This is a genomic window from Bowmanella pacifica (assembly GCF_014645355.1).
GTDB classification, from domain to species: Bacteria; Pseudomonadota; Gammaproteobacteria; order Enterobacterales; family Alteromonadaceae; genus Bowmanella; species Bowmanella pacifica.
This window is the reverse complement of record NZ_BMLS01000003.1, coordinates 63,799-87,622: the sequence shown is the minus strand read 5'-3', so window position 1 is coordinate 87,622 and position 23,824 is coordinate 63,799. Positions and strand designations below refer to the sequence as shown.

16 protein-coding genes are annotated in these 23,824 nt (G+C 49.2%); 2 read left to right on the top strand and 14 right to left on the bottom strand.

The annotated features are described in order from the left end of the window. Positions 1-9: 9 nt before the first annotated feature. On the top strand, positions 10-1,542 hold the full coding sequence (locus tag IEX02_RS10435; protein ID WP_188694410.1) for a Na/Pi cotransporter family protein: 1,533 nt from the start codon (positions 10-12) through the stop codon (positions 1,540-1,542). 19 nt (positions 1,543-1,561) lie between these two features. Here IEX02_RS10435 and IEX02_RS10430 read toward each other — a convergent pair whose 3' ends face one another. Then, positions 1,562-1,807, bottom strand: a complete 246-nt coding sequence (locus tag IEX02_RS10430) for a RepB family protein (protein WP_188694407.1) — start codon at positions 1,805-1,807, stop codon at positions 1,562-1,564. A 221-nt stretch (positions 1,808-2,028) separates the two neighbouring features. On the opposite strand from IEX02_RS10430, the gene fabA reads away from it, so the two are divergent. Then, a complete protein-coding gene (gene fabA, locus IEX02_RS10425) occupies positions 2,029-2,547 on the top strand; it encodes a 3-hydroxyacyl-[acyl-carrier-protein] dehydratase FabA (protein WP_188694405.1) in 519 nt (172 codons plus the stop codon). A 97-nt stretch (positions 2,548-2,644) separates the two neighbouring features. On the opposite strand, the gene rmf is transcribed toward fabA, so the two are convergent. The 13 genes from rmf to IEX02_RS10360 all read right to left on the bottom strand — a co-directional run bounded on the left by rmf (position 2,645) and on the right by IEX02_RS10360 (position 23,784). Beyond that, positions 2,645-2,821, bottom strand: a complete 177-nt coding sequence (rmf, locus tag IEX02_RS10420; protein ID WP_188694402.1) for a ribosome modulation factor — start codon at positions 2,819-2,821, stop codon at positions 2,645-2,647. Between the two features lie 404 nt (positions 2,822-3,225). Next, a complete protein-coding gene (locus IEX02_RS10415) occupies positions 3,226-4,986 on the bottom strand; it encodes a DUF3466 family protein (RefSeq protein WP_188694399.1) in 1,761 nt (586 codons plus the stop codon). Positions 4,987-5,024: 38 nt separating this feature from the next. Further along, complete coding sequence (uup, locus tag IEX02_RS10410; RefSeq protein ID WP_188694397.1) at positions 5,025-6,923, bottom strand: ATP-binding cassette ATPase Uup; 1,899 nt, start codon at positions 6,921-6,923, stop codon at positions 5,025-5,027. After that, positions 6,920-7,150 (bottom strand): glutaredoxin family protein, encoded by a 231-nt coding sequence (locus tag IEX02_RS10405; RefSeq protein ID WP_188694394.1) that lies wholly within the window; start codon positions 7,148-7,150, stop codon positions 6,920-6,922. The genes uup and IEX02_RS10405 overlap by 4 nt, the downstream gene beginning before the upstream one ends. Continuing rightward, positions 7,140-9,248: a bifunctional 23S rRNA (guanine(2069)-N(7))-methyltransferase RlmK/23S rRNA (guanine(2445)-N(2))-methyltransferase RlmL gene (rlmKL, locus tag IEX02_RS10400; RefSeq protein ID WP_188694391.1), complete on the bottom strand. Its 2,109-nt coding sequence runs from the start codon at positions 9,246-9,248 to the stop codon at positions 7,140-7,142. Before rlmKL ends, IEX02_RS10405 begins: the two co-directional genes overlap by 11 nt. Positions 9,249-9,370: 122 nt before the next feature. After that, positions 9,371-9,853 carry a GNAT family N-acetyltransferase gene (locus IEX02_RS10395; RefSeq protein ID WP_188694388.1) on the bottom strand — a complete coding sequence of 161 codons (483 nt, stop codon included), beginning with the start codon at positions 9,851-9,853 and terminating at the stop codon, positions 9,371-9,373. Positions 9,854-9,876: 23 nt separating this feature from the next. Further along, positions 9,877-10,404, bottom strand: a complete 528-nt coding sequence (locus tag IEX02_RS10390) for a cell division protein ZapC domain-containing protein (protein WP_188694385.1) — start codon at positions 10,402-10,404, stop codon at positions 9,877-9,879. 128 nt (positions 10,405-10,532) lie between these two features. Next, complete coding sequence (gene pyrD, locus IEX02_RS10385) at positions 10,533-11,540, bottom strand: quinone-dependent dihydroorotate dehydrogenase (protein WP_188694382.1); 1,008 nt, start codon at positions 11,538-11,540, stop codon at positions 10,533-10,535. 131 nt (positions 11,541-11,671) lie between these two features. Next, complete coding sequence (locus tag IEX02_RS10380; RefSeq protein WP_188694379.1) at positions 11,672-16,516, bottom strand: NAD-glutamate dehydrogenase; 4,845 nt, start codon at positions 16,514-16,516, stop codon at positions 11,672-11,674. A 389-nt stretch (positions 16,517-16,905) separates the two neighbouring features. Continuing rightward, positions 16,906-19,221 carry an efflux RND transporter permease subunit gene (locus IEX02_RS10375; protein WP_188694376.1) on the bottom strand — a complete coding sequence of 772 codons (2,316 nt, stop codon included), beginning with the start codon at positions 19,219-19,221 and terminating at the stop codon, positions 16,906-16,908. Positions 19,222-19,229: 8 nt separating this feature from the next. After that, on the bottom strand, positions 19,230-20,210 hold the full coding sequence (locus IEX02_RS10370) for a WD40/YVTN/BNR-like repeat-containing protein (protein WP_188694373.1): 981 nt from the start codon (positions 20,208-20,210) through the stop codon (positions 19,230-19,232). 111 nt (positions 20,211-20,321) lie between these two features. Then, positions 20,322-21,686, bottom strand: coding sequence for a DUF1329 domain-containing protein (locus IEX02_RS10365; RefSeq protein ID WP_188694370.1), 1,365 nt, complete (start codon positions 21,684-21,686; stop codon positions 20,322-20,324). A gap of 13 nt (positions 21,687-21,699) precedes the next feature. Then, positions 21,700-23,784, bottom strand: a complete 2,085-nt coding sequence (locus IEX02_RS10360) for a DUF1302 domain-containing protein (protein WP_188694367.1) — start codon at positions 23,782-23,784, stop codon at positions 21,700-21,702. Positions 23,785-23,824 lie beyond the last annotated feature (40 nt).

Below are 23,824 nucleotides of genomic sequence, written 5' to 3'. Positions count from 1 at the left end.
ACGTAAATCATGATGCAATTGTTGGGTGCGCTGGGCTTGTTTCTGCTCGGCATGTGGCTGATGACCGAAGGTCTGAAGGTGGCGGGAGGCAAAGCCCTTGAGCATATGCTGGGCAAATGGATCAGCAGCCGTCTGAGAGGTTTTGTTGCCGGCATAGTAGTAACCGGCCTGGTGCAATCATCCAGTGCCGTCACCGTTGCCACCATAGGTTTTGTCAATGCCGGGTTGATGAGTTTTTCCCAGTCGGTATGGGTGATCTTCGGCAGTAACGTAGGTACCACCCTAACGGCCTGGCTGGTGACCCTGATTGGCTTCAAACTGAATATGTCAGCCATCACCTATCCTCTTATAGGTATAGGGGCATTGCTAAAAGTGTTCTCCCCTAAAGTGCGTGGCCAGTCATTGGGTATGGCATTGGCTGGCTTTGGTCTGCTGTTTATGGGAATTGATGCCCTACAAGCCAGCTTCAGCGCGGTGCAGTTCGACCCACAGACCCTGACACAATGGATAAACAGTCCCGTTTTAGTGGGCTTGGGCCTAGGGGTTATTCTGACCGTACTGACCCAGTCATCCAGTGCCGCCATCGCCATTATTCTGACCGCCTCAGCCAGTGGTATGGGCGACTGGGAACTTGCTGCGTCCGCCGTGATTGGCGCCAACATTGGTACGACCTCTACGGCTTTACTGGCAAGCCTTGGCGCGTCCAGCGGTGCCAAGCGACTGGTCATGGCCCATGTTTTGTTTAACTTGCTTACCGGTGTGGTGGCGCTGTGTTTACTGCCATTGCTGACCTGGGGACTCAGTAGCTGGTTGGGTTCAGCCGAACATATGCCGATGTTCCTGGCCCTGTTTCATTCCGGGTTCAATCTGCTCGGGGTACTACTGATGCTACCCGTCGAACCCAGAATGTCGGCCTGGTTGCTTAAACATTTTCGTCGTGACGCCCGTTATACGCATTTGGATGCCAACCTAGCTTCGGTGCCGGAACTGGCGTTAAGTGCAGTACAAAAGGAAGTGGCGCTGTTACGCCTGGCGATTCTGGAATTACCGCAGCACCCATCAGCCGACACCAAGCTGGATAGCCTGCTGGGGCGGGTGGAAGAAACCCGTGATTTCATCAATAAAGCTGGTCGCAATACCCTGACCGAGCCTCAGGGGGAAGGTTTTGAGGAGGCTGTCGCGGATTTGCATGGTTTTGCCACAGCGCTGGAATCTTATGCTGAATTTATTGAGCAGGCTGATGCCCTGACTCATCCTGCCTTTGCTGAAGACATTCATCAGTGGCTCACCCAGGTTCAAAGTTTTGCCGCCCTCCAGCGACAAATGGAACAAGGGTTGGACGCGCCCTGGCAGGCGTTGAATTTGGCATATCAACAGTTACGACATCGTCTGATTCGTACCAGTATCAGCCAGCATTTGGATGCTGCGGCACTGGAACAAGCACTGCGCGGCTTGAGTGCATGCCTACGCTGTCAACGGCGAATATTAGATGTGGGCCAGGATGACAGACTGGTGATACAAGAACAAACTCAAGGGGCGTAAGGCCCCTTGAGTCATTTCACTAGCAATCGTTGCTTTTTAGCCATTCATTCAACAGTTTAATCTGTCCACAACGGTAGGCTGCATAGGTTATGCGTAACGCATTATTGAGCAGCTCACCGTCTGTCCAGCCGCTTTTTTCCGATAATTCGTTATAGCAGTGCATGCCCTTGGGGCTCACGTATCCCCGGATTTCCTTATTGCCTTTCTGGCGTTGTCTTTCACGGAAGCGGCGCTGTTTTTCGGCATTAATATTTGAGGCGGACATGAAGCAACATCGTCAATCTTACAGGAGGTCAGTATCAGCTATTCGTTGTCTAAGCTCAATGGCTGGTGAATTTTATCTACAGATATCTAAGCGGAAACCTAGGTAGCCCACAAATTAAAGGCATAACTTTTAACAACGAAAATGACTGTTCAGAGTTGTTTAGCGCACAACTGTTCGCTAAATTAGGCCGCGAAATTTATGCACTAACCTTCAAGTGAATTATGACTATCAGTAAGAACAGTTTTACCAAAGAAGATTTGCTGGCCTGTAGCCGCGGCGACCTTTTCGGCCCCGGTAACAGCCAACTGCCCGCCCCTAATATGTTGATGATGGACAGAATTGTCAGTATCAGTGAGGAAGGTGGTGCTTATGACAAAGGCCATATTATTGCCGAGCTGGATATCTCTTCGGACTTGTGGTTCTTTGACTGCCACTTCCCCGGCGATCCTGTTATGCCTGGCTGTTTAGGTCTGGACGCCATGTGGCAGCTGGTTGGCTTTTTTCTGGGCTGGTCTGGTGGTCCGGGCAAAGGTCGCGCCCTGGGTGTGGGTGAAGTGAAATTTACCGGCCAAATCCTGCCTACGGCAAAGAAAGTGACCTATCGCATCGATATGAAGCGCGTTATCAAACGTAAGCTGTTTATGGGAATGGCAGATGGTTGTGTTGAAGTGGACGGCCGTAAAATTTACGAAGCCAAAGATTTAAAAGTGGGTCTGTTCCAGGACACCAGCAACTTCTAAGCACACTAATTTTAAACACTTTAAAACGTCAAAAGCCCCGAACATGGGGCTTTTTTTATGCTTAAGGCCGCGTAGTGGCGGCGAGTTCAATCAAGTGTCAGCGGTTGGCTAACCCGACACTTCTATCTTCTTGCGCTGCCCGCCAACCTCCTAACCATTGAGACCGGGAATCTGTTGTTTGATAAGGACAATTTTCTTTGGAACGACCTGAGATGCCAGCTTGATACCCTTTTGCGTGTGCACGGGAAAGTTTATCTCTCTTCTGTCTTTTCATTAGATACCTCATCCGTAATTTAAACTGTGGTCGAACGACCACCCCTATGTGATATCGAAAACTGCAGCTTGGTTCAATAATACTTAGCGCACTTGTTATCACTCTAGTGATAAGCGCATGATATTCATTGAAATTTTTCTTACATCATTTTGTCATATTAGAGAGATAGACTGCACTGCTGGGCATAACGCAGTGTCAATGAGGGGTGGCAGGGATATATCGAATTAATCAGCCCAAAAGCCGCGTTTAGACTTGCAGTATCCGGGCAAATCCTAACCACCTAAAGCGAGGGGTTTGGGTGAAAAAGCTGATCATAAACGATTAAAGACTGCTGATTGGCTGAGGTGGCAAATGCTATCGAGAGGAAGGCGCACCCGGCATCCTTATCCGGGTGCTTAGAGCGATTAACGACGACGAAGCAGACCGGATACACCCAGCAGCCCTAACAGCCACCAACCGAATCCAGCGCCCTGACGCTCAACTTTGTCCTGATTGCCACTGCAATCGTCAATATCGCCGCCAGGGATAGGCACTAGCTTTACTGCTACTATCGCTTCTTCCATCACCTGATTACCCGCACTATCCAGTAGGGGTTCGCCAACGATATCCAACGAGGCGCGCTTATAAGTGGCGGTCGCGGCGATTTCACCCGACTCATTAATGGCATTAGCCTGCACCAGTGTATAAGGGCTGTTGCACGACACTAAGTCATTGAGATTCTGGAACTGCTTGTCGTTGTTATCATAGATAAAGGCATTGCGACGACGAACGCTGCCACCAATAGTCGACTCAACTTCCCCATCACCTACGACCTGACCGGCGTCGTTGATATCTCTGGCTATACTGGATGAGCCTGGGAAGAAATCATCCGGATAGGTCATGGTTTGTTCGTCAAAGTCGTAGACGAAAAACTTGGTGCGCTCAAAACCATTAACCAATTTTAAGGTATAGCCAATTACCTGGTTGTGATTATTGATGGCGGTAGCGGCACTTAATAACCCGTTATTTCTTAAGGTGTAATCGCTATAACGTTCTTCATTACCAATTGGCAGTGTTTTGTCTTCGTAGAACACTGCCGCATAAGTACGAATAAGATCTTCATAATCCGGGTAACTTGCATGGCTGACACCTACTGCAATACCGTTATTATTGACATCTGCAGCACGGTTGGCATAGAAAACGGTGTCGTCTTCCTTCGGGGTAAAAGGCAAGTCGAAGGTTTTGCTGTCTAACACATTGCCTTGATTATCTATCTTCCACAATGTGGCACGGTTTTTATATGCGCCATCCAAGGTCGCATAATTTCCCAAGTAGGTATCAGCGGTGTCCTCATTGGGTTGTCCACTTTGAGAATTAGGTGAACTAACTGAGGGTTTAGAATTACTTAAACACAATGCAATAGGAAAATCGCCGCGCTTTTCGTCGTCGTTGCAATTTTCGATGGCGGTATCGAAGCTTTCACGCTTCTCGATGGAGCTTACCCCGGCCACCCATAAATTATCGGAGACGCCTCTGGCTTCGCTGTAGCCTCCAAAAGTGGTTTCAGCTGGTACTAAGGGAACTTGCAGGCCATTAATAGCCACAAAACCACGACGGTTAAAATCACGGATAAGGTAAGTGTGCTCTATATCCGCCTCGTTGGTGTAATTAATTTTGTAGAAAGGTGCCGTGCTGTTGCCGACTGCGACACCGTCTGCATTTATCGCGGCGGGTAATACATCCACACTGCGGCTTAAGCCATTAATATCGGCATCATAGGCATCAAAGCCAACAACCGCTTCACTGCCTTCTGCATCCGTAAGGTAGCCCAGATAGTTGCCTAGCTGCTGAAAAAGTGGGTTGCCTCTATTTTGCAATATATAGGTATATAGTATCGCTCTATCCCTAGTACTGATTACGCCATTTTTAACATCATCAGGTGCTTCCAGCGAATTCGATAAGGCTTCGTTGTTATCCAGATCCAACAAGCTAACATCGATGGGCGGATTAAAGGCATTTTGCACGGTAAGTAATACGTTGCCTTGCCCATCAATACTGTTGGCAAAGCTATAAAGGCCTTTATTGGCAGTGGCCAGGGGGACAATCTCGTATGTAGCTGCCGAGAGGCCTGAGCTTAAGAGGGCTAAACTCAGGGCGGAAAGTGGCAGTAACCTGTTTTTATTCATCTGAATTCCTGTTTTACTACAAGCACTTGTCTCATGTGCTACGACATACTATCTAATTCTTCCCATCTGGAAAATGCGGTTTCCAGCGCTTCTTGAGCCTGGGTTAGCTGTTCCAGCATGGTGGCGGTTTCATTGGGATCCTGCTTAAAGAAATCCGGGTCATTGACCTGGCTTTCCAATGTCTGGATCTGTTGTTCCAGTGCCTCAATTTGGGCAGGCAACTGCTCAAGCTCTAACTGCAGCTTGTATGATAACTTCTTGTTTTTCTGGACAGAAGCCTTTGGCGCAGCAGTTTGACTGATGTTTTGTGGTTTAGTTTCCTGTTTGGCCTGATTTTGTTGTGCATCATACCAAGCCGTCACATCCGCATAACCTCCGACAAACTCACGGATTTTGCCCTCGCCTTCAAAGAACAGACAAGAGGTTACCACATTATCCACAAACTCCCGGTCGTGGCTGACCAGAATCACCGTTCCTGGGTATTGAGCCAGCGTTTCTTCCAACAGTTCCAGGGTTTCTACATCAAGGTCGTTGGTCGGTTCGTCCAGAATCAATAAATTGCTGGGCTTGGCTAACAACTTTGCCAGCAATAGCCTGTTGCGCTCGCCGCCAGATAAGGAGCTTACCGGGGCCCTTACTCGGTCCGGTGTAAACAAATAGTCCTGTAAATAACTGATGGCATGACGGGTGCGGCCATTAATGGTAATTTCCTGTTTACCCTCTGCTACGGCATCAATAACCGTATCCGTGGGGTTCAGCGCCTGACGGTGTTGATCAAAATACGCCAGCTCCAATGCCGTTCCCATACGCACACTGCCCGAATCGGGTTGCAGCTGCCCCAGCAACAATTTTATCAGGGTACTTTTACCACAACCGTTGGGGCCAATCAGAGCGAGCTTGTCACCACGAAAAACCGTCAAGTCCAGGTTATCTACGATAGACTGGCCTTCAATGTGGTAACTTAGGCCCAAGGCTTCAAATACCAGCTTACCTGAGGCCTGACTGTCTGCCAGGCTAACTTTGGCAGTGCCCTGACGGTTACGTCGTTCAGAATGTTCTTTGCGCAGTGCTTTCAGCGCCCTCACCCTGCCTTCATTACGGGTACGGCGTGCTTTAATGCCTTGGCGTATCCAGGTCTCTTCCTCGGATAACTTTTTATCAAACAAGGCATTATGCGTGGCTTCCACCTGTAGATCTTCGGCCTTTTTATCCAGGTACTGTTGATAGTTGCCCGGATAACTAACCAAATAACCACGATCCAAATCGATAATACGGGTGGCTATCGCGCGGATAAAAGCCCTGTCGTGGCTGACAAATACCACTGTGCCTTTGAAGTCCACCAACACCTTTTCCAACCATTGGATACTGGCGATATCCAGGTGGTTGGTTGGCTCATCCAGCAACAAAATATCAGGATCTGTCACCAGAGCGCGTGCCAAGGCGGCTTTTCTGCGCCACCCACCGGACAAGGACGATAAAGGCTGCTCAGCAGGCAAGGATAACTGATTGAGCACCTGCTCAATGCGTTGCTCCAAGCGCCAGGCATCCAGGCTCTCAAGCTCAGTTTGCAAACGTTCCAGTTTATTCAGATTGGCATCTGAAGGGTCTTGCGCCACCAGATGAGTATGATGGAAATACGCCTTAAGCAGCTCGCCAGACTCCGCCAGCCCTTCTGCCACATAGTCAAAGATACTTTGTTCGGCCAGCAGCGGCGGGTCCTGCTCTAAACGGGCAATCACAATGCCACCGGTGACAATGCGCTGGCCGTCATCGAGCTGCATTTCATCGTTGATAATTTTCAGTAAGGTGGATTTTCCGCAGCCGTTGCGTCCCACCAAACAGAGTCGCTCTGCCGGCTGAATCACCAGCTCGGCCTTGTCCAGCAACACATGGGTGCCAAAGGACAGTTGGGCATTTTTTAGTTGTAACAAACTCAAGATAAAAACTCTTTTAAAGCGTTGGCGTCAAAAGGCCAGAACAGCTCCCTGCCCTGACGGTCCTTCAGCACCGGAATACTGTAGCGGTAAGTGGCGAATAAATGTTCATCGTCCACAATATCGACCTTGGTCAGGCTCAGCGTAGGTGCCGTTTGTGACACCAATGTCTCAGCTTCCTCGCATAAATGGCAGGCGATGGTACCGTACAAAATCAAATCAGTTGGCATGGGTAATCACCCAGCAATGATGAATTTTTGGATTACGTTTAAAGTCCTCCGGCAGGGTCTTGGCGCTGATATTTTCAGCTTGCAGCCCCATCTCGGCTAAACCTGCCTCATCCAGTTTGAACTGACGCAGGTTATTGGAGAACACGATTTTGCCACCCTTTCGCAGACAAGCTTTAGCATCGGCCAGCAGGTTAAGGTGATCCCGCTGCACATCCCAGGTATTTTGCATGCGCTTGGAATTGGAAAACGACGGCGGGTCGATAAAGATCAGGTCGTACTGCTGACGGTGGGTATGCAACCAGGCCAGGCAATCCTCTTGTTGAAAGCGGAACTGGTAAACGTTATTCAGCTTATTTAAAGAGAAGTTACGCTTAGCCCAATCCAGATAAGTACGTGACATATCCACTGTGGTGACGCTTTTTGCGCCGCCCAGCGCCGCATGTACAGACACCGAGCCTGTGTAAGCAAACAAATTCAGTACGTCTTTGTCCTTACTCCACTGACGCACCAACTGGCGGGTGCTTCTGTGGTCGAGGAACAAACCGGTATCCAGATAATCTTTCAGGTTGACCCAAAAGCGCGCACCATGCTCCCACACCTGAATATATTCTTTATCGCTGGACAGCTTTTCGTATTGCTCTTTACCCTTTTGTTGCTGGCGCACCTTAAGCACGATTTTGTCGTGAGACACACCGAGAATTTTGGGCAGATGCAGCATCGCATCCATCAGACGTTTACGGGTTTTACTCTCAGGAATATTCTTAGGTGCAGCATATTCTTGCACCACCACCCAATCACCATAACGGTCAATGGCCATATTATATTCAGGCAAATCCGCGTCATACACCCGGTAGCAATCACTGTCTAACTGCTTAATCCACCCTTTGAGTTTTTGCAGATTCTTGGACAAACGGTTGGCAAAATCCTGTCCCGCTGCCATAGAAGACTCACGGATTTCACAGTTCTTCTCATCCAACAGGAAATTCACCAACTGGCATTCCAGCTTACCGTTGATAATCTGGTATTCCTTGCCTGCCACCAGTTTAAGCTGGCGCAGTAAGTCACGGTTGGAAGTCAGAATAGACAAGTGCCAGTTGGCATAATGACGTTTTAGCTGTAATCCCCAGTCGTTAAACAGCGGCAGCAACTCGGTCAGTTCTCCTAGCCGTTCACCATAAGGTGGGTTACAGACCAGATAACCGGGTTCCCCCGGACATTGCCAGGTACTGGCATCACCGGTGGAGAATTGAATAAGTTCCGCCACACCGGCCGCCCCCGCATTCTGCTTAGCCAGTTGCACCATAGCAGGGTCAATATCGTTAGCATAAAACTGACGGGCCGGGCTGGTGACTGCCCTTTCTGCTTCATCAAACTGGGTCTGCCAGACATCCGCCTGATGCTTCTTCCAGTAAGTGAATCCCCATTGGTTGCGCAGCAAGCCCGGTGCCTGATTGGCCGCCATTAGGGCCGCTTCGATCACAATGGTGCCAGCCCCACACATAGGGTCGGCAAGCGGGGCCTGGCGATTCGCCGCCCAGCCACTGCGATAGAGCATCGCGGCAGCAATATGTTCTTTAACCGGCGCACTACCTGCTTTTAAACGATAATGACGCTGGTGCAAACTGGCACCGCTTAAATCCAGATAAACCCCAATTTTGTCACGCCACAAACGGCAGTGAATGCGGATAGCCGGGTTGTCTTTACTGACATTGGGACGGCGCTCAAACAGCTCCTGAAACTGATCCACCACCGCGTCTTTGACTTTTAAGGCGCCAAACTGACTGTTATTGATGGCCTTGCTGGTACCCACAAAGTCCACCACAAAACTGTCGGTGACATTAAATTGAGCCGACCAGTTGACGCTAGAAGCAACTTTATACAACTGTTCGGCATCCTGGCAGTCTCCTTCTGCCAACCTTACCAGCACACGGTTGGCCAGGCGTGACCATAAACAAATGCGATAAGCATCGGTCAATTCACCATCAAACAGGATTTGGCCTGGTTTGTTTTTAAGCGATAAATGCGGACAGAGCTGAGCAATTTCCTGTGCCAGGAGATCGTCTAAGCCCTTGGATGTGGTGATGACAAATGCGTACATGCCGAACCAGAGTAAAATTAAAGGCTGGGATTATAAGGGAAAAGTCAGGCTTTGTATGGATCAATTTGTCTGGCTATCAACATGACTCCAACACCATCTGTGCGGGTTAGACCGCAGAGTGCTTAGTTCAGCTCAAGGCTGAACAGGCCATTAGCGTCACAATGAAAACCCAACTTTGTGAAAAAGCGCCGCGCCCGATGATTTTGCGGCTCGATATCGGCCAGCAAATGTGTGATTCCCAACTGTTTGGCATGACTTAACAGCAAGGATAAAGCGTCCTGCATTAATCCCTGCCCCCAAAATGGCGACGCCAGCAAACACCCCACTTCACATCGTGTGCGCTCAGTATTAAAACTGTGCAATCCACACGTACCCACGATATGTTCAGAGTCTGATAACACCAACGCCCATTCATAGGATTCACCGCTGGCATACAAGCTCGCCACACTGCTCAGCATCTGCTGCATCATGTCCATATGGGTAAATACCGGGTCTGCCGCGAAACGCATGGTATTGGCATCGGCATACAGGCTAAACAATGCATCGGCGTCAGCGGTATTGATATGGCGAAGGTAAAGGCGGTGCCCGACCAGAGTAGGAAGCAATTCAGTCGCCCCTGTCGCGTGGGTTAGGCGAGCTTACGCAGGGGCTCGTGCTCAAAACAAGGTTCAAGGCAGTCATGCATCACGCGAATGGCTTCGAACTGTTGCAGTGCCTTACCATTGCCAAGTGGAAGCTCAACATCCAGAAGTAAACACAAACAACTGCTGTGGTTATCTTCCACCACCCATACCTTGGCACGCTCCTCCCCGCATGTCAGCCAGGACACACGATGATAATGTCCACCCTGTTGGTGACGATCGAAAAACCAGCTTTTCGGCATCAAGGGTTTATGGAAGCGCTGGACAGCACAGACGTTAATCCCTAACTGCGTTTGTTGCGCAGCACTGAGCCGCAATGGACAGTGTTCAAGCTGGTTTGCCACCTGGCTGTATACTTCCAGGTCTTGCAGGTCAAACGACTCCAGCCCATCTAATGCGTAGGCCAGATGTTTGTTCTTGTATGGCGTCAGAAACAGCATCTCACCTAACTGCAGCGCCAGGCGGTCATGCTGATGGTCGTAGTACCAGCGCCAGTTGCTATCAGGTTGCAGCATGAGAAAGGTCCCTTTGGTTAGTTAGCCAAGGCGGGTAAGCGGCCCGCCTTATATTAATAACCTACATCCAAGCGGTTAATTTTATTAATAATTTATCCGCATAGACAAGCGGGATCCGCGCCGGATCTTTATAAGGATTCGAGGATCTCTTTGATCAAATCCGGCCCCTGGTAGATCAGTGAGGAGTAGATCTGGATCAGATCTGATCCCGCCGCGATCCGTGCCTTAGCCGCGTGCGGAGAATCAATCCCTCCTACGCCGATAATGGGCATCGCACCATCCAATGCCTTGCTGAGTTTCTGGGTAACCTGAAGGCTCACCTGAGTGAGCGGCGCGCCACTTAATCCGCCAGCTTCATTAGCATGCTCCTGCCCTTCTACCAATTTACGATCTAAAGTGGTATTGGTGGCAATAACACCATCCATACCGGTTTGCACTAACGAGCGGGCGATATCCAGTATTTCCTCGTCACTCAGATCCGGGGCAATTTTTACCAACACAGGCACATATTTACCCTGCTGATCGCTGAGGTGCTGCTGACGCTGTTTTAGTCCACGTAATAAGTGATCCAGGGCTTCACCATATTGCAGATTACGTAACCCCGGCGTATTGGGTGAGGATATGTTAATGGTCACATAGCTGGCATGCGCGTAAACCTTGTCTAAGCAAAGCAGATAATCATCCAGAGCTTGTTCTTCGGGAGTGACCTTGTTCTTGCCGATGTTAATGCCAAGCACCCCCTTGTACTCTGCCCTTTTAACCTGCTCGACCAGATAATCCACACCTTTGTTGTTAAAGCCCATGCGATTGATAATGGCCTGGGACTGCGGTAAGCGGAACAAACGGGGCTTGTCGTTGCCGCCCTGTGGCCTTGGGGTGACCGTACCCACTTCAATAAAACCAAAGCCCATAGCGGCAAAGGCATCAATGCACTCGCCGTTTTTGTCCAAACCGGCTGCGAGTCCCAGCGGATTTTTAAAGCGCAGCCCCAATACCTCAACCGGTTTATCCGGTACATCCTGCGCGTAAATACGATTAAGCAGATTACGCTGGCTGGCCTTTAAGAAGGCCAGACTGAAGTCATGGGAACGTTCGGCGTCTAAACTAAACAGCAGGTCTCTGAACAATGAATACATAATGGCGTGGTTTCCTTTATAGCGGCTAAATAACGGGCAATCACCCATCCACGGACATAAAAAGCCCCGGCTAAACCGGGGCATTATAGAGTATGCTCAAGCGACTGTCCCGCACTGGGCGGGCCAAGGCTTTAGTGCGCAGGTGAGTTGCTACAGTTCAGACTCAGCAACATCAGTTCGCGCAACGCGACCGAGAACTTGGCAAACTCATGAGTACTGCTGGTTTTGAACTCTGACATCATGTGATACCAACGTTCCAGCAATTCCTCGTGCGTTTCAATCCAGCTATCCAGCACCGCCTGTGCATCATTATTCTTAGGATCAAACTTCAGCAATACTGACGTCAGTGAGCGCTGCTGCCAATCCAGCTCTTCGCGATATGACGCCCGGGCCAAGGCTTGCCAGTGGTTGCTGACCGACTGACGATTGATTTGATCCAAGAACCAGTGCAACTGCAGCTTGTTACCCAGCTTGTAATACAAGCTCGCTACCAGCGCCACTTTCTTGCCTTCCTGACAGGCAATCTGTGCCAGATCCAGACAAGAGAACATATTGCTTAGGCTGGCGACTTTATAAGCGATATCTTTAGGTACACCAGCGTCGGTTAGCACGCGGCTCTTCTCTTCCAGCTCTTTGTACTCTGTTTCAACCAGGTAGTTCTGCAGATTCTTACTAAGGTCCTGCATAGTGGGCTGATAAAAGGCAATAGCATCATCGATAGCCAAGCTCTTATTGCCGTGACGCAGGTACCAGCGTGACGCACGACGCAGTGAACGACGCATGTCGTCCAGCATGGCCAATTGCAGATTGGCATCAATCTTATTGTCCAGCTTTTCAATATCGCGCCACATGGACTCCATACCAAAGATACCTTTGACCACGGAATAGGCATTCACCACTTCAGAAACGCTGGCGCCAGTTTCTTCCTGCAAACGATGCATAAAGTTCAGGCCCATATCGTTGATCATGTTATTGGTCAACTTAGTGGCAATGATTTCTGCCTTCAGTGGGTGCAGTGTCATTTGTTCGGCAAACTTATCCTGCAGCATTTTCGGGAACGCCGTAATCAGCAGTCTGGCGTGATAAGGGTTCTCTGTTACTTCAGGAATATTCAGTTTGTCCTTCAGCACCATCTTGCCGTAAGCCATCAGTACCGCTAGTTCAGGGCGAGTCAGACCACGCTCAGAGGCTTGACGTTCAGACAACTCATCGTCACTTGGGATAAATTCCAGCTCACGATTCAGACGACCTTCACGCTCCAGACCGTGAATAAAGCGCAGTTGCTCTTTCAGACGAGAACCGCCGCCGATTTCGGTAATGGAGATAGACTGCGTCTGACGATAGCAATCCTGTAACACAATTTGCGCCACATCATCGGTCATATCGAACAGCAGTTTATTACGCTGCTTCACCGTCATATCGCCGTTTTTCACCAGGGTATTAAGTAGGATCTTGATGTTAACTTCGTTGTCCGAACAATCCACCCCACCAACGTTATCAATAAAGTCGGTGTTCATACGGCCGCCGGCTGCACAGTATTCTACCCTGCCCAGCTGCGTACAACCCAAGTTGCCACCCTCGCCAATGATTTTAGCTTTGATGTCCTTACCGTTGACACGCAGATCGTCGTTAGCACGATCACCTACATCAGCATGGCTTTCTTTGGCACCTTTCACGTAGGTACCGATACCGCCGTTCCAAATCAGGTCAACCGGCATCTTCAGAATATTATGAATCAACTCACTGGGCGTCATGCTTGCTTGCTTGGTACCCAACCATTTTTTCATTTCCGCAGTCAGCTTAATGGCCTTATCGGCACGGGAGAATATGCCGCCACCCTTGGAAATCAGGTCTTTATTAAAGTCAGCCCAGTTCAAGGACGGATCTTTAAACAGACGCTGACGCTCTGCATAGGTCTTCGCCGCATCTGGATCCGGGTCGAAGAAGATATGCAGATGGTTAAACGCTGCCACCAAGCGAGTATGCTTTGACAGCAACATGCCATTACCGAATACGTCACCGGCCATGTCACCTACACCGATACAGGTAAAGTCCGTGGTCTGACAATCAATACCGATTTCACGGAAATGACGCTTAACCGACTCCCAAGCGCCACGGGCGGTAATACCCATACCTTTGTGGTCGTAACCAACACTACCACCGGATGCAAAGGCATCCCCCATCCAGAAGTTATATTCTTCAGAAATACCGTTAGCAATATCTGAGAAGGTCGCAGTACCTTTGTCTGCCGCGACGACCAGATAAGGGTCGTCTTCGTCTAAACGCACCACATCTTTAGGCGGAACGATTTCGCCCTGTACGATGTTATCGGTGATATCCAGCAAAGAACGGATAAAGATACGGTAGCATTCCTTACCTTCATCCAAAAATGCCTGACGGCCACCTGTGGTTGGCAGGTTCTTACAGATAAAGCCACCTTTTGCCCCAACCGGAACAATAACAGTGTTCTTCACCTGCTGTGCTTTTACCAGACCCAGTACTTCGGTACGGAAGTCTTCCTGGCGATCAGACCAACGTAAACCGCCACGAGCAACCCGGCCGCCACGCAAGTGGACGCCTTCAACACGCGGGGAGTAAACGAAAATTTCGAACTTGGGCAGAGGTAGTGGCATATCAGGGATAAGCTCAGGCAACATCTTAAAGGAGATGTACGGCTTATCGTTAGCCTGCTCGTCCTTCTGATAGAAGTTAGTACGCAAAGTCGCCATCACCATATCCAGATAACGACGGATAATACGGTCGTCATCCAGGTTAGATACGTTATCCAGGCTTTCTTTCACCTGAGACAACAGCGCCTCTTCTTTCTTCTCTGAACGTTTTACCGCCGGGTCAAAACGCTGTTCAAACAGTTGTACTAACAAAATCGCAATATGCGGATATTTGTCCAGTGCTCTGGCGATATAGTCCTGACTGAATGAACTGCCGGTCTGACGCATGTACTTGGCATAAGCACGCAAAATGGTCACTTTGCGGCCTGGCATGCCAGCACCTAAAACTAAACGGTTAAAAGAGTCATCCTCTAACTGCATGTACCAGACTTTTGAGAAGGCATCCTGGAACAATTCCTGTGCCTGCTCCAGGCCCATTTTGTTACTGGAGCTGTGCAGCATGGAGAAGTCCATGATCCAGTTCACCGTACCGTCGCTGGCCTTGACCTGATAAGGACTTTCGTCGATTACGCGTAACCCGAAATGTTCCAGCATCGGCAATACGGCAGACAGGTGAATAGGCTGATTGCGGTGGAATAACTTAAGTTTAACCACTGCGCTGTCATCAGACTCTTCCTGCGGACGGTAGAACAGCATATCCAGTGTGCGTTCATCATCCAGGCTTTCCAGCTTTTCGATATCCACTACTGTGGTTGTCGGCAGATTCTGTTCGGTATAACTGCGGGTAAAAGCGTTATCGTACTTCTGATCAAGCTTCTTGCCTTTAGCTTCACCGTAGCTGGCACGCAGCGCGCTGCTTAACTTGTCATTCCAGCTCTTGGATAGCTCGATAATGTTCTTTTCAATTTCCTTCACGTCGATTTCCACGTTGTTGTTCTTAACGCGCACCATATAGTGAGTACGGGCATAAACGGACTCGGAGAAGAAGGTAGTGAATTCCACATCCTGCTCGCTACCGAAGGACTTTTTCAGTAAAGCCTGGGTGTCTTTACGTAGTTGTGTGTTGTAACGCTCTCTGGGTACAAACACCATGCACGAATAAAAACGTCCAAACACATCACGACGCACAAATAAACGGGATATGCCACGTTCCTGCATCTGGAAAATACCCAGAGCAATATTGCCAAGCTCATCTTCGTTGCCTTGCAGCAACTCATCGCGCGGGTAAGTTTCCAGAATATTCAGGAAGGCTTTGTAGGCGTGAGACGACTTATCGAATGCCGAGTTGTCGCACATACGGGAAATCTTGTCTTTCAATACGGGTACATCACTGGCACCGGCATTGTAGAAAGCGGACGAATACAAGCCGATAAAACGGTGTTCGCCTACCACGTTACCTTCGGCATCAAATTCTTTAATACCGATGTAATCCATATAAGCCGGGCGGTGAACCCTTGACTTGGTATTGGTTTTAGTCAGAATCAATGGATTCTGGCTCAGAGTTTCTGCTCTGGCCGATACCGGCAAACGTGACAATAAACGGTCACGGTTGCTAACAGAATTCTTCATCAACCCCAGGCTGCTGTCATTGTCGGCAATCCAGCGGTGATCCCCTTCAACGGCTTTGGCTTGATAATGGCGATAGCCCATAAGGGTGAAGTTGTTATTGCGGATCCATTTAAGGAAGGTATGCACTTCTTTTTGTGCCGCACTGCCGGCCGGGCATGGCTGCTTGTCATAACCGGCAATAACGGTATCCAGGCGCTCGTTCATCGGCATCCAATCAGATACCGCTAAATGCACCTCATCCAACACCGAGTGCAGTTCTTTCTCAATATCCTGCAAGGCTTTCTTGCTGGTCTGACGGTCAATTTCCATCAGAAACACCGTTTGCTTAGTGACGCCTTTGCTCTTGGCATCCTGCAGGGCTTCCAATTTATGGTCTTTCGCGCGCTTAACGCCAATAGGCGTATGCAGCATCAAGTGGGCCGTGATACTCAGGCGATTAATCGCCATACGTACCGAGTCCACCAGGAAGGGCATATCGTCTACGATAATTTCAATAATAGTGTGGGAGGACTGCCAACCGTGTTTGGCAATTTCCGGATTGAATACACGAATAAAGGGGGCTTTATCGTGATAGTCAACAAACTCATTCCACAAACTCAGCGTGGCACCATACAGATCGCTGTCCACCCTGTTTTGTAAATCATCCTTAGAGATGTTTTTAAACAGAATTTGCGCGAACTGCTCCACCAGTGGCGACTGTGCCTTGTCGACTTTCTTGCGGATCAATGAGAACACATTTTCGAGGAGTACAGAGTGCTGGCTATTTGCAACCGTCATTTTTATACCTTGTCATGCGGGCTTTGTAGGGCGAATTTTAGTATACCAATTCACTTTCAGTTATTTCGCTCAGCGGAATCAGTAATAAAGAACTGAGATTTATACAAATTCTGAGTATTGTCCCCTATTCCCTCAGGGTTTGAAAGGGGTAAATTGCCCGCTACAGCCCGGCTTCGGGATACATATTCATACATAGTTAATAAAAATTTCTAATCCGAAATTATTATGTTTGGGGTGGAAATTTTTAACCTGCACGAATGTGGAGTGAATGGGCGTGAAAACCTGCTAAAAGGTGTCAATTACCATACATAAATGAAAAAGCCGTGAAACCCATCTTGGAAGGTTCACGGCTGACTTTCATGCCCTAGGGCTATTAACTATGCAAGAAATTATTTTTGCTTGTACCAAAATACTGATGCTAAGGCCGGTAATACCACCACAGCACCCAACATATTCACCACAAACATAAAGGTCAGTAGAATCCCCATATCCATTTGGAACTTCAGGCTGGAGAACACCCAGGTACTGACCCCGATGGCCAGGGTAATGCCGGTAAAGAGCACAGCGCTGCCCCGCTCTTTAAGGGCGTCAAAATAAGCCTGACGCACGGGCATACCAGCTTTCAGCTTATGGCTCATGGTCGACAGGATGTAAATCCCATAATCCACCCCAATACCCACACCTAAGGCGATAACAGGTAAGGTCGATACCGTCAGACCAATTTGCAGTTTGGTCATCAGTGCCTGAGCTAGTATGGACACCACATACAAGGGCAGCACCACCGCCAAAGTTGCACGTAAAGAGCGGAAACTCAGTAAGCACAAGACAATAACCGCCGCAAACACGTACAACATCATGGGAGCCTGAGCGGCACTCACAGCCTCGTTAGTGGCGGCCATAACACCGACCGGACCTGAGGCCAGCTTAAATTGCAGGTCTTCACGCTCATATTGCAGACGATATTCTTTTACGGCATTGACCACACGGTTTATGGTTTCCGCTTTGTGATCAGCCATAAACAAAATCACCGGCATGACAGAACAATCACCGTTGAGCAATCCAGACGAGGTGTCTACTCTGGAAATATCCTGCACCAGAGATTGCTGATTGCGCGGTAATACCCGCCATTTTGGGTTACCTTCGTTGTAGCCAGCATTAATAAGCTTGGCCACTGACGCCAGACTGACCGCCGATTGCACCCCTTCAATGTTTTCCATTTTCCATTGGAATTCATCAATGGCATTCATAATCTCAAAAGAAGTACAAGCCGACGCAGTGGTCTCTACCAGTACCGACATATAGTCTACGCTGATGGCGTATTTGTCGGTAATAAGGAAGGTATCCTGATTATAACGGGAGTCTTCGTGCAAGGCCGGCGCACCAGCATGCAAATCACCTATCTTCATTTGCTCAGATTGATACCAGCCGAATGCGAACAGCAGTGCCACTACCGCCAGTATGACCTTGGCTACGCCAGCGTTGGAGCAATGCGCGACATAATTCCAGAAGCGATCTGAACGCTGCTCTTTGTTGGCAAAGCGTGCCTTATATTTTTCCCCCAGTTTTACGTAGGACATTAATACCGGCAGCAAAATCAGATTGGTCAGAATGATCACCGCGACTCCCATACTGGCGGTAATGGCCAATTCACGGATAATGCCGATATCGATCACCAGCAGGGTCATAAAGCCGACGGTATCCGACAGCAGAGCCACCCCACCTGGGATAAGTAAGGTACGAAATGCCTTTTGTGCGCCCTGCTTGGCTGTCTGACCGGCAATGACTTCCTTACCCACCGAATTAATCATCTGTACGCCATGACTGACCCCTATGGCAAAGACCAAAAACGGTACCAAGATAGACATAGGATCCAGACCAAAGCCAAGCAAGGTGAGCAGTCCCATCTGCCACACCACCGCAATAATAGAGCACAGCAGTGGCAGCAAGGTTAACAGCAAGGACTTACAGAACAGCAGCACCATCACCGCCGTGATCGCAATGGCAATAGCGAAGAACACTAAGACGTCCTTGGCACCCTTAGCCACATCCCCTACCATTTTGGAGAAGCCGATTATGTGAATGCTGATTTTGTCGTCTTCAAACTTGCCCCGAAGTTGCTGCTCCAGATTGTCAGCAAAGGCCAAGGTATCCAATTTCTCGCCGGTTTGCGGATCCAGTTCAAGAAGCTGGGCGGTCACCATGGCGCATTTAAAATCGTCAGACACCATACGTCCGACTATGCCAGCCTTAACGATATTTTCCGATACCAGCTTTAACCCGGCCGGATTGGCAGGATTAAAATCAGCCGGAATAACCGGGCCGCCGGAGAAGCCTTCTTCAACAACTTCGGTAAAGCGGGTAGACGCACTGTATAAGGATTTAACCTGTGAGCGGTCGACCCCGGGAATAAAAAACAGCTGATCGTGCACATCTTTAAGACGGGTAAAGAAGGTTTCATTAAAGATGCTGGAATCACGTCCACATACAGAAACCAGAATACTGTTTGCACCACCAAAGTTCTTTTGGTGCTTCATGTAATTCTGCATATAAGGGTGATTCAGGGGAATGTTTTTAGTGAATGCAGCATCCAGTTTCAACTGCGTTGCCTGCCACAGTAAGAAGCCGGTCAACAAACCAAATAACACCATAACCCAAGCACGATGGCGAAATATTACTAACTCAAAAAAATCAATTAACCTGGTCATAGCTGTGCCTACTTCTGAATAAACCTGACACCGGCTTCGGTCACGGCAACGATGTTGCCGTTAAAGCCCACTGCATTAAGGACGGCTTTCTCTTCCTCGGTCTGGGTTAAGCTAAGGTCGTCATTTAGCCAAACCAGGTAACCATTGTTACCGACGATCAAGGTTTGTTGGTTATCCAGCGATACAATGCTGTTGAGGGATGATTTCATGCCGGTAGCTAAAGGGCGCCAGCCATCTAGGTCATCATACACAAACAAATTGCCACGCAGACCGGCTGCCAGCAGACGGCCATCTGCCGCCTGACTGATATCAAAAAATGAACCGAAGTAATCCACGCCCATGCGCTGCCAATGTTTGCCCTGATTATCACTAAAGGCCAGCAGTCCGGCTTCACCGGCCAGGTATAGTCTGTTACCAATATGACTCAGGCGATTGAAGTGCGGCAGAATTGAACCCAGCTCTTGTTCATAAAGGGCTTCGTCTTCTTCCTTAAGTTCTTGCAGATACTCAATATCCTCTTCATCCAGAAGCTCGATATGAGGTTCTCGCTGCCAACTGGCGCCCCCGTCCTCAGTGCGTAAAAACAAACCATATGCACCTATGGCTACGCCGTGTTGTGCATCGAAAAACAGCACATCCATCAGGGGCTTTTCCAACTCAGGTTGATAATGCTGCACCTGCCATGAACGACCGCCATCTTCACTGGCAATAATCAACGCATCATGACCCACCGCCCACATCTGCTGTTGCCTGACGGTTACAGCGGTTAAGGTGGCGTTGACTGGAACTTGCTGCTGCTGCCAATCGTGCCCGTCGCTGGACAATAAAACATGGCCCCGCTCCCCCACAGCAATCAAGCCATCTGTGGTGGTAGCGACATCTAATAGCAAGGATTCTTTTGCCAACGGGGCAACAAAAGCCGGTGTAGTTTGCGCCCATATCGGCGCGATAAATAAGGCGGCTAACGCCATTGAAAAACGAAGCTTCATGTGGATAGTTTCTCAGGATGTCTGCTGCACGATGTTGTCCCTTTGCCTAATGGCTTTCCCTGCCGATGGTAGAAATGAAAACGGTTGGCAGTGCCAACCGTTTAACTGCGATTACCTCAGTCCTTCTCGCCGCAGGGCCTGCGAAGTGAACTCGCTGTCGCTGGGCTTGATAGTAAAGTCATACATTCTGGTTTCGTTGTCTAAACCCAGTGCCAGATAGCGTCTGGAGTTCAAATCATAGTAAACATCCAGGGTTGACCACAATGTCGGCAGATCGTAATAGTTAATGGCATAGGCCATCGCCACACGATATAGCTGGTTACGGTTATCGTACATATCGGCAACCAGGATTTGCCAACTGTCCTCATCAATGTAGAACACGCGCTTCTGGTAAATATGACGATACTCGGGCTTCAGATTTGCCTCAACCACCCATACCCTGTGCTTCTCAAAGCGGGTCAATTCAGGATTGATATGGCCGGGTTGAAGGATGTCTTCATACTTCACCTTATCACTGTGCAAAGTATAGTTGTTGTAAGGAACATATAGCTCTTGCTTACCTTTCAACGTCCAGTTATAGCGATCCGGTGCACCGTTAAACATATCGAAATCATCAGTGGTACGCAGGCCATCTGCGGCCGTACCCGGAGCATCATAAGCAATATTCGGTGCCTTACGCACCCGGCGCTGACCAGTATTATAGGTCCAGGCCTGACGCGGCTCCTTAACCTGGTCCATGGTTTCATGTACCAGTAACGCCGTTCCCGCTAAACGGGCTGGCTCGGTAATACTTTGCTTGAACTTCATCAGCACATTTTCTTTCTCAAGCTTCTCTGGCGTCACGCCGTCTTCTGCATACTTGATCATTAAAATGTCGTCAAAACCTATCACATTGTAATCGCCCGAGGCGGTAGGTGCTGCCTGACCACCGTAACGCTGAATAGCCTGACCGCGGTAGCGCAAAATATGGTTCCAGATGGCTTCCAGTCCATTCTGTGGAATGGGGAAAGGGATGCCCATGGCCGCATTTTTTATACCATTACCGCCTTCCACTAACTCAGCCCTAGTGGCATTCACTTTGGTGGCATCGTAAACAAACTGTGGGTTAGACGCAGTACGGCGAGTTTGATACACCGGGATCTTGAAAGTATCCGGATAGGTCTCAAACATTTTCTTCTGCCCTTCAGACAGAAGATCCGCATACTGGCTCATATTCGCGGCAGTAATCTCAAACTGCACTTTATCCTCTGGAAATGGATCCGGATGATGGTCGCCCACCTTGTAACCGGCTGGCGGTGTGGTAATACCGCCATCCCACGCAGGAATGCTGCCATCAGCATTTCCCGCTTTCAAACCACCAAGAGGAGTAAGTTCTGTACCTAATTTTGCGGCTTCTGCCTCTGACACCTTGGCCTGTACAAAGGCCGTCGTCAAACTCAAACCGATCGCTGCTGCGACTAGGGTTATTTTCTTCATCTATGACTACTCCCTAGATTGAATACTTGATATTAAATGAGACAAAGTCCCTGTCGGACAAGGCGTTAGTACTGCCCACACCACCCCAGAATGAGTTCAGCGACACGCTCGCTGACCACTTGCTAAGGTAGTCGAAGTCCAGAGACAGGCTGGATGACTTACGATCTTCAATAAACAGGAACAACGGGTCGGGCGTAATGCCGTCAACGTCATGCGCAAAGGTTGCGCGAACCGACATATTGATACCGGCATACACGTTATTGAAATCAGCTTTAGCTAACAAACGATATCCCCAGGCGTCATCCGTAGGGAATGGATTGGTTTCAGGACCATTGGAAATACCGGTATGCAGACCTTCTTTACCCGGGATAGGACCACTTCGCGATGTACCCGGACCGTTCAGACGCAACAAACTGGGATCGGGCATATCATTGATTTTCACATAGCCGACTTCACCCAATAAGATCAGGTTATCCGTACCCAGCGTTGGGCCAAACAAATGCGTTGCCGTAAACTGCGCTTGCACGGTATCAGACAACACATAACCTGTGGCAGTTTCCCCCGGCCCGACTGTATAGCCAAGGTAATTATCCAACTGTGAAATACCAGCCAAATCAGGTCTGGCAAGAGGATCTGGCACCCCCATTGCTGCAAGCTGCTGAGGCATACCTGCATACAGAAGTTCCACATCGTCAATTTGCAGAGGTTCATCCTGACGATAGGCAACCTCACCGGCCAGCGCGGTTTCGCCAACGTTAGTGTTGAAGCTCAAGCCGTACAGTTTGATGTCCTCAGGATAACCAAACTCCGCCTTGGTAAAGGCACGTAAATCCGTGATGTTGTCGCGGGTAATCTCATTGGTTGCCAGGTACGCCAAATCAGACGCCAGACCAGCCGCTGTAAAGTCAGAGGCAATACCTGAAATCAGCGGTCGCTGGCTGTGATAATTGATATGGTAGAAGCCAAACTCGGTATCGTTCAGTGCCTCAGAATAATAAGACAACCTGATACCGTATTGTCCTTGATCGTCGGCGTCTTTGTGTGCTTCATCACTGTATGCGCGCACCGCAACTTTAGTGGGATACCCCATATAGAGCTGCGTCACCATGGTGGGATTAGCACCACTTTGCAACATACCGCGCAGCTCATTGAGCTTAAGCATCAAAAAATCCAGGTCGATATCTGGGTTGCCGGTAAAGCCCAACTGAATGTTGGCATCCTGTCCGCCTTCACCAGCAAAATCGTTGGTCGCAAAGTAGCTGCCGTTTTGCGGCAGACGACTCTTCTCCCATTCGTATTGATAGTACACAGTCAGACCCAATGAATCGGTCAGACCTAATTGCGCGTACACCATACCGACGGGAATAAAGACTTCCTTCAGCTCGGCACCTGGCGCCTGGGCACGAGTAACATCAACAGGGTTGGTGGTATTGATACCGTGCTGAATAAACGTACTTTCACCCCAACTGACTACCTGATCGCCGATACGAATGGATACCGGCATATCACCTAAATCAAAATCCGCATAAAAGAAGGCATCCAGTAAACGAACATCGGCACACAACTCTTCTTTAGCGTATTTATCTTTACAAGGATCGAAAGGCTTATCTAACTGAGAATAGTTAGATGCAGACACTGGATTACGCCAGGCGCGGTCACCGTCCATCATTTCAAAATCATAGAAATACATACCACGAGCAAAGAAGCCCATGTTTTTGTATCGTACATCCAGATCGTGGGTACCTTTGAACAGAGTAGAAAAGGATTTGCCGGGGTCAAAATTCAAGTCACCGTTGTCATTGTTGGTGGAATACGCCCCACGGCTTTGCGCCCAGATATCTGCCGAAGGATACACGACGTTTGTATTGCCGTTGTAACCTGTCCAATTGAATCTGGGGTCATTACTGTTACCGATCAGGGCCCAATCCCTGTCTTCAATTCGATAGCTGGTACCAAGGGAAAAGCTGGAGTCGAAGCTGATTGACCAATCACCCTCTTCCCAGTTTACCGCCACTGCCGGGGTGCAAACGCCGCCAAGCATTGCCGTAATCCCTATGGCCAAGGCTGACTTTTTAAAAATACGAGGCCCGTTATTCATCGTTTTTATACTCCTCTGTATCCGCAGTGTGTGTGAAAGT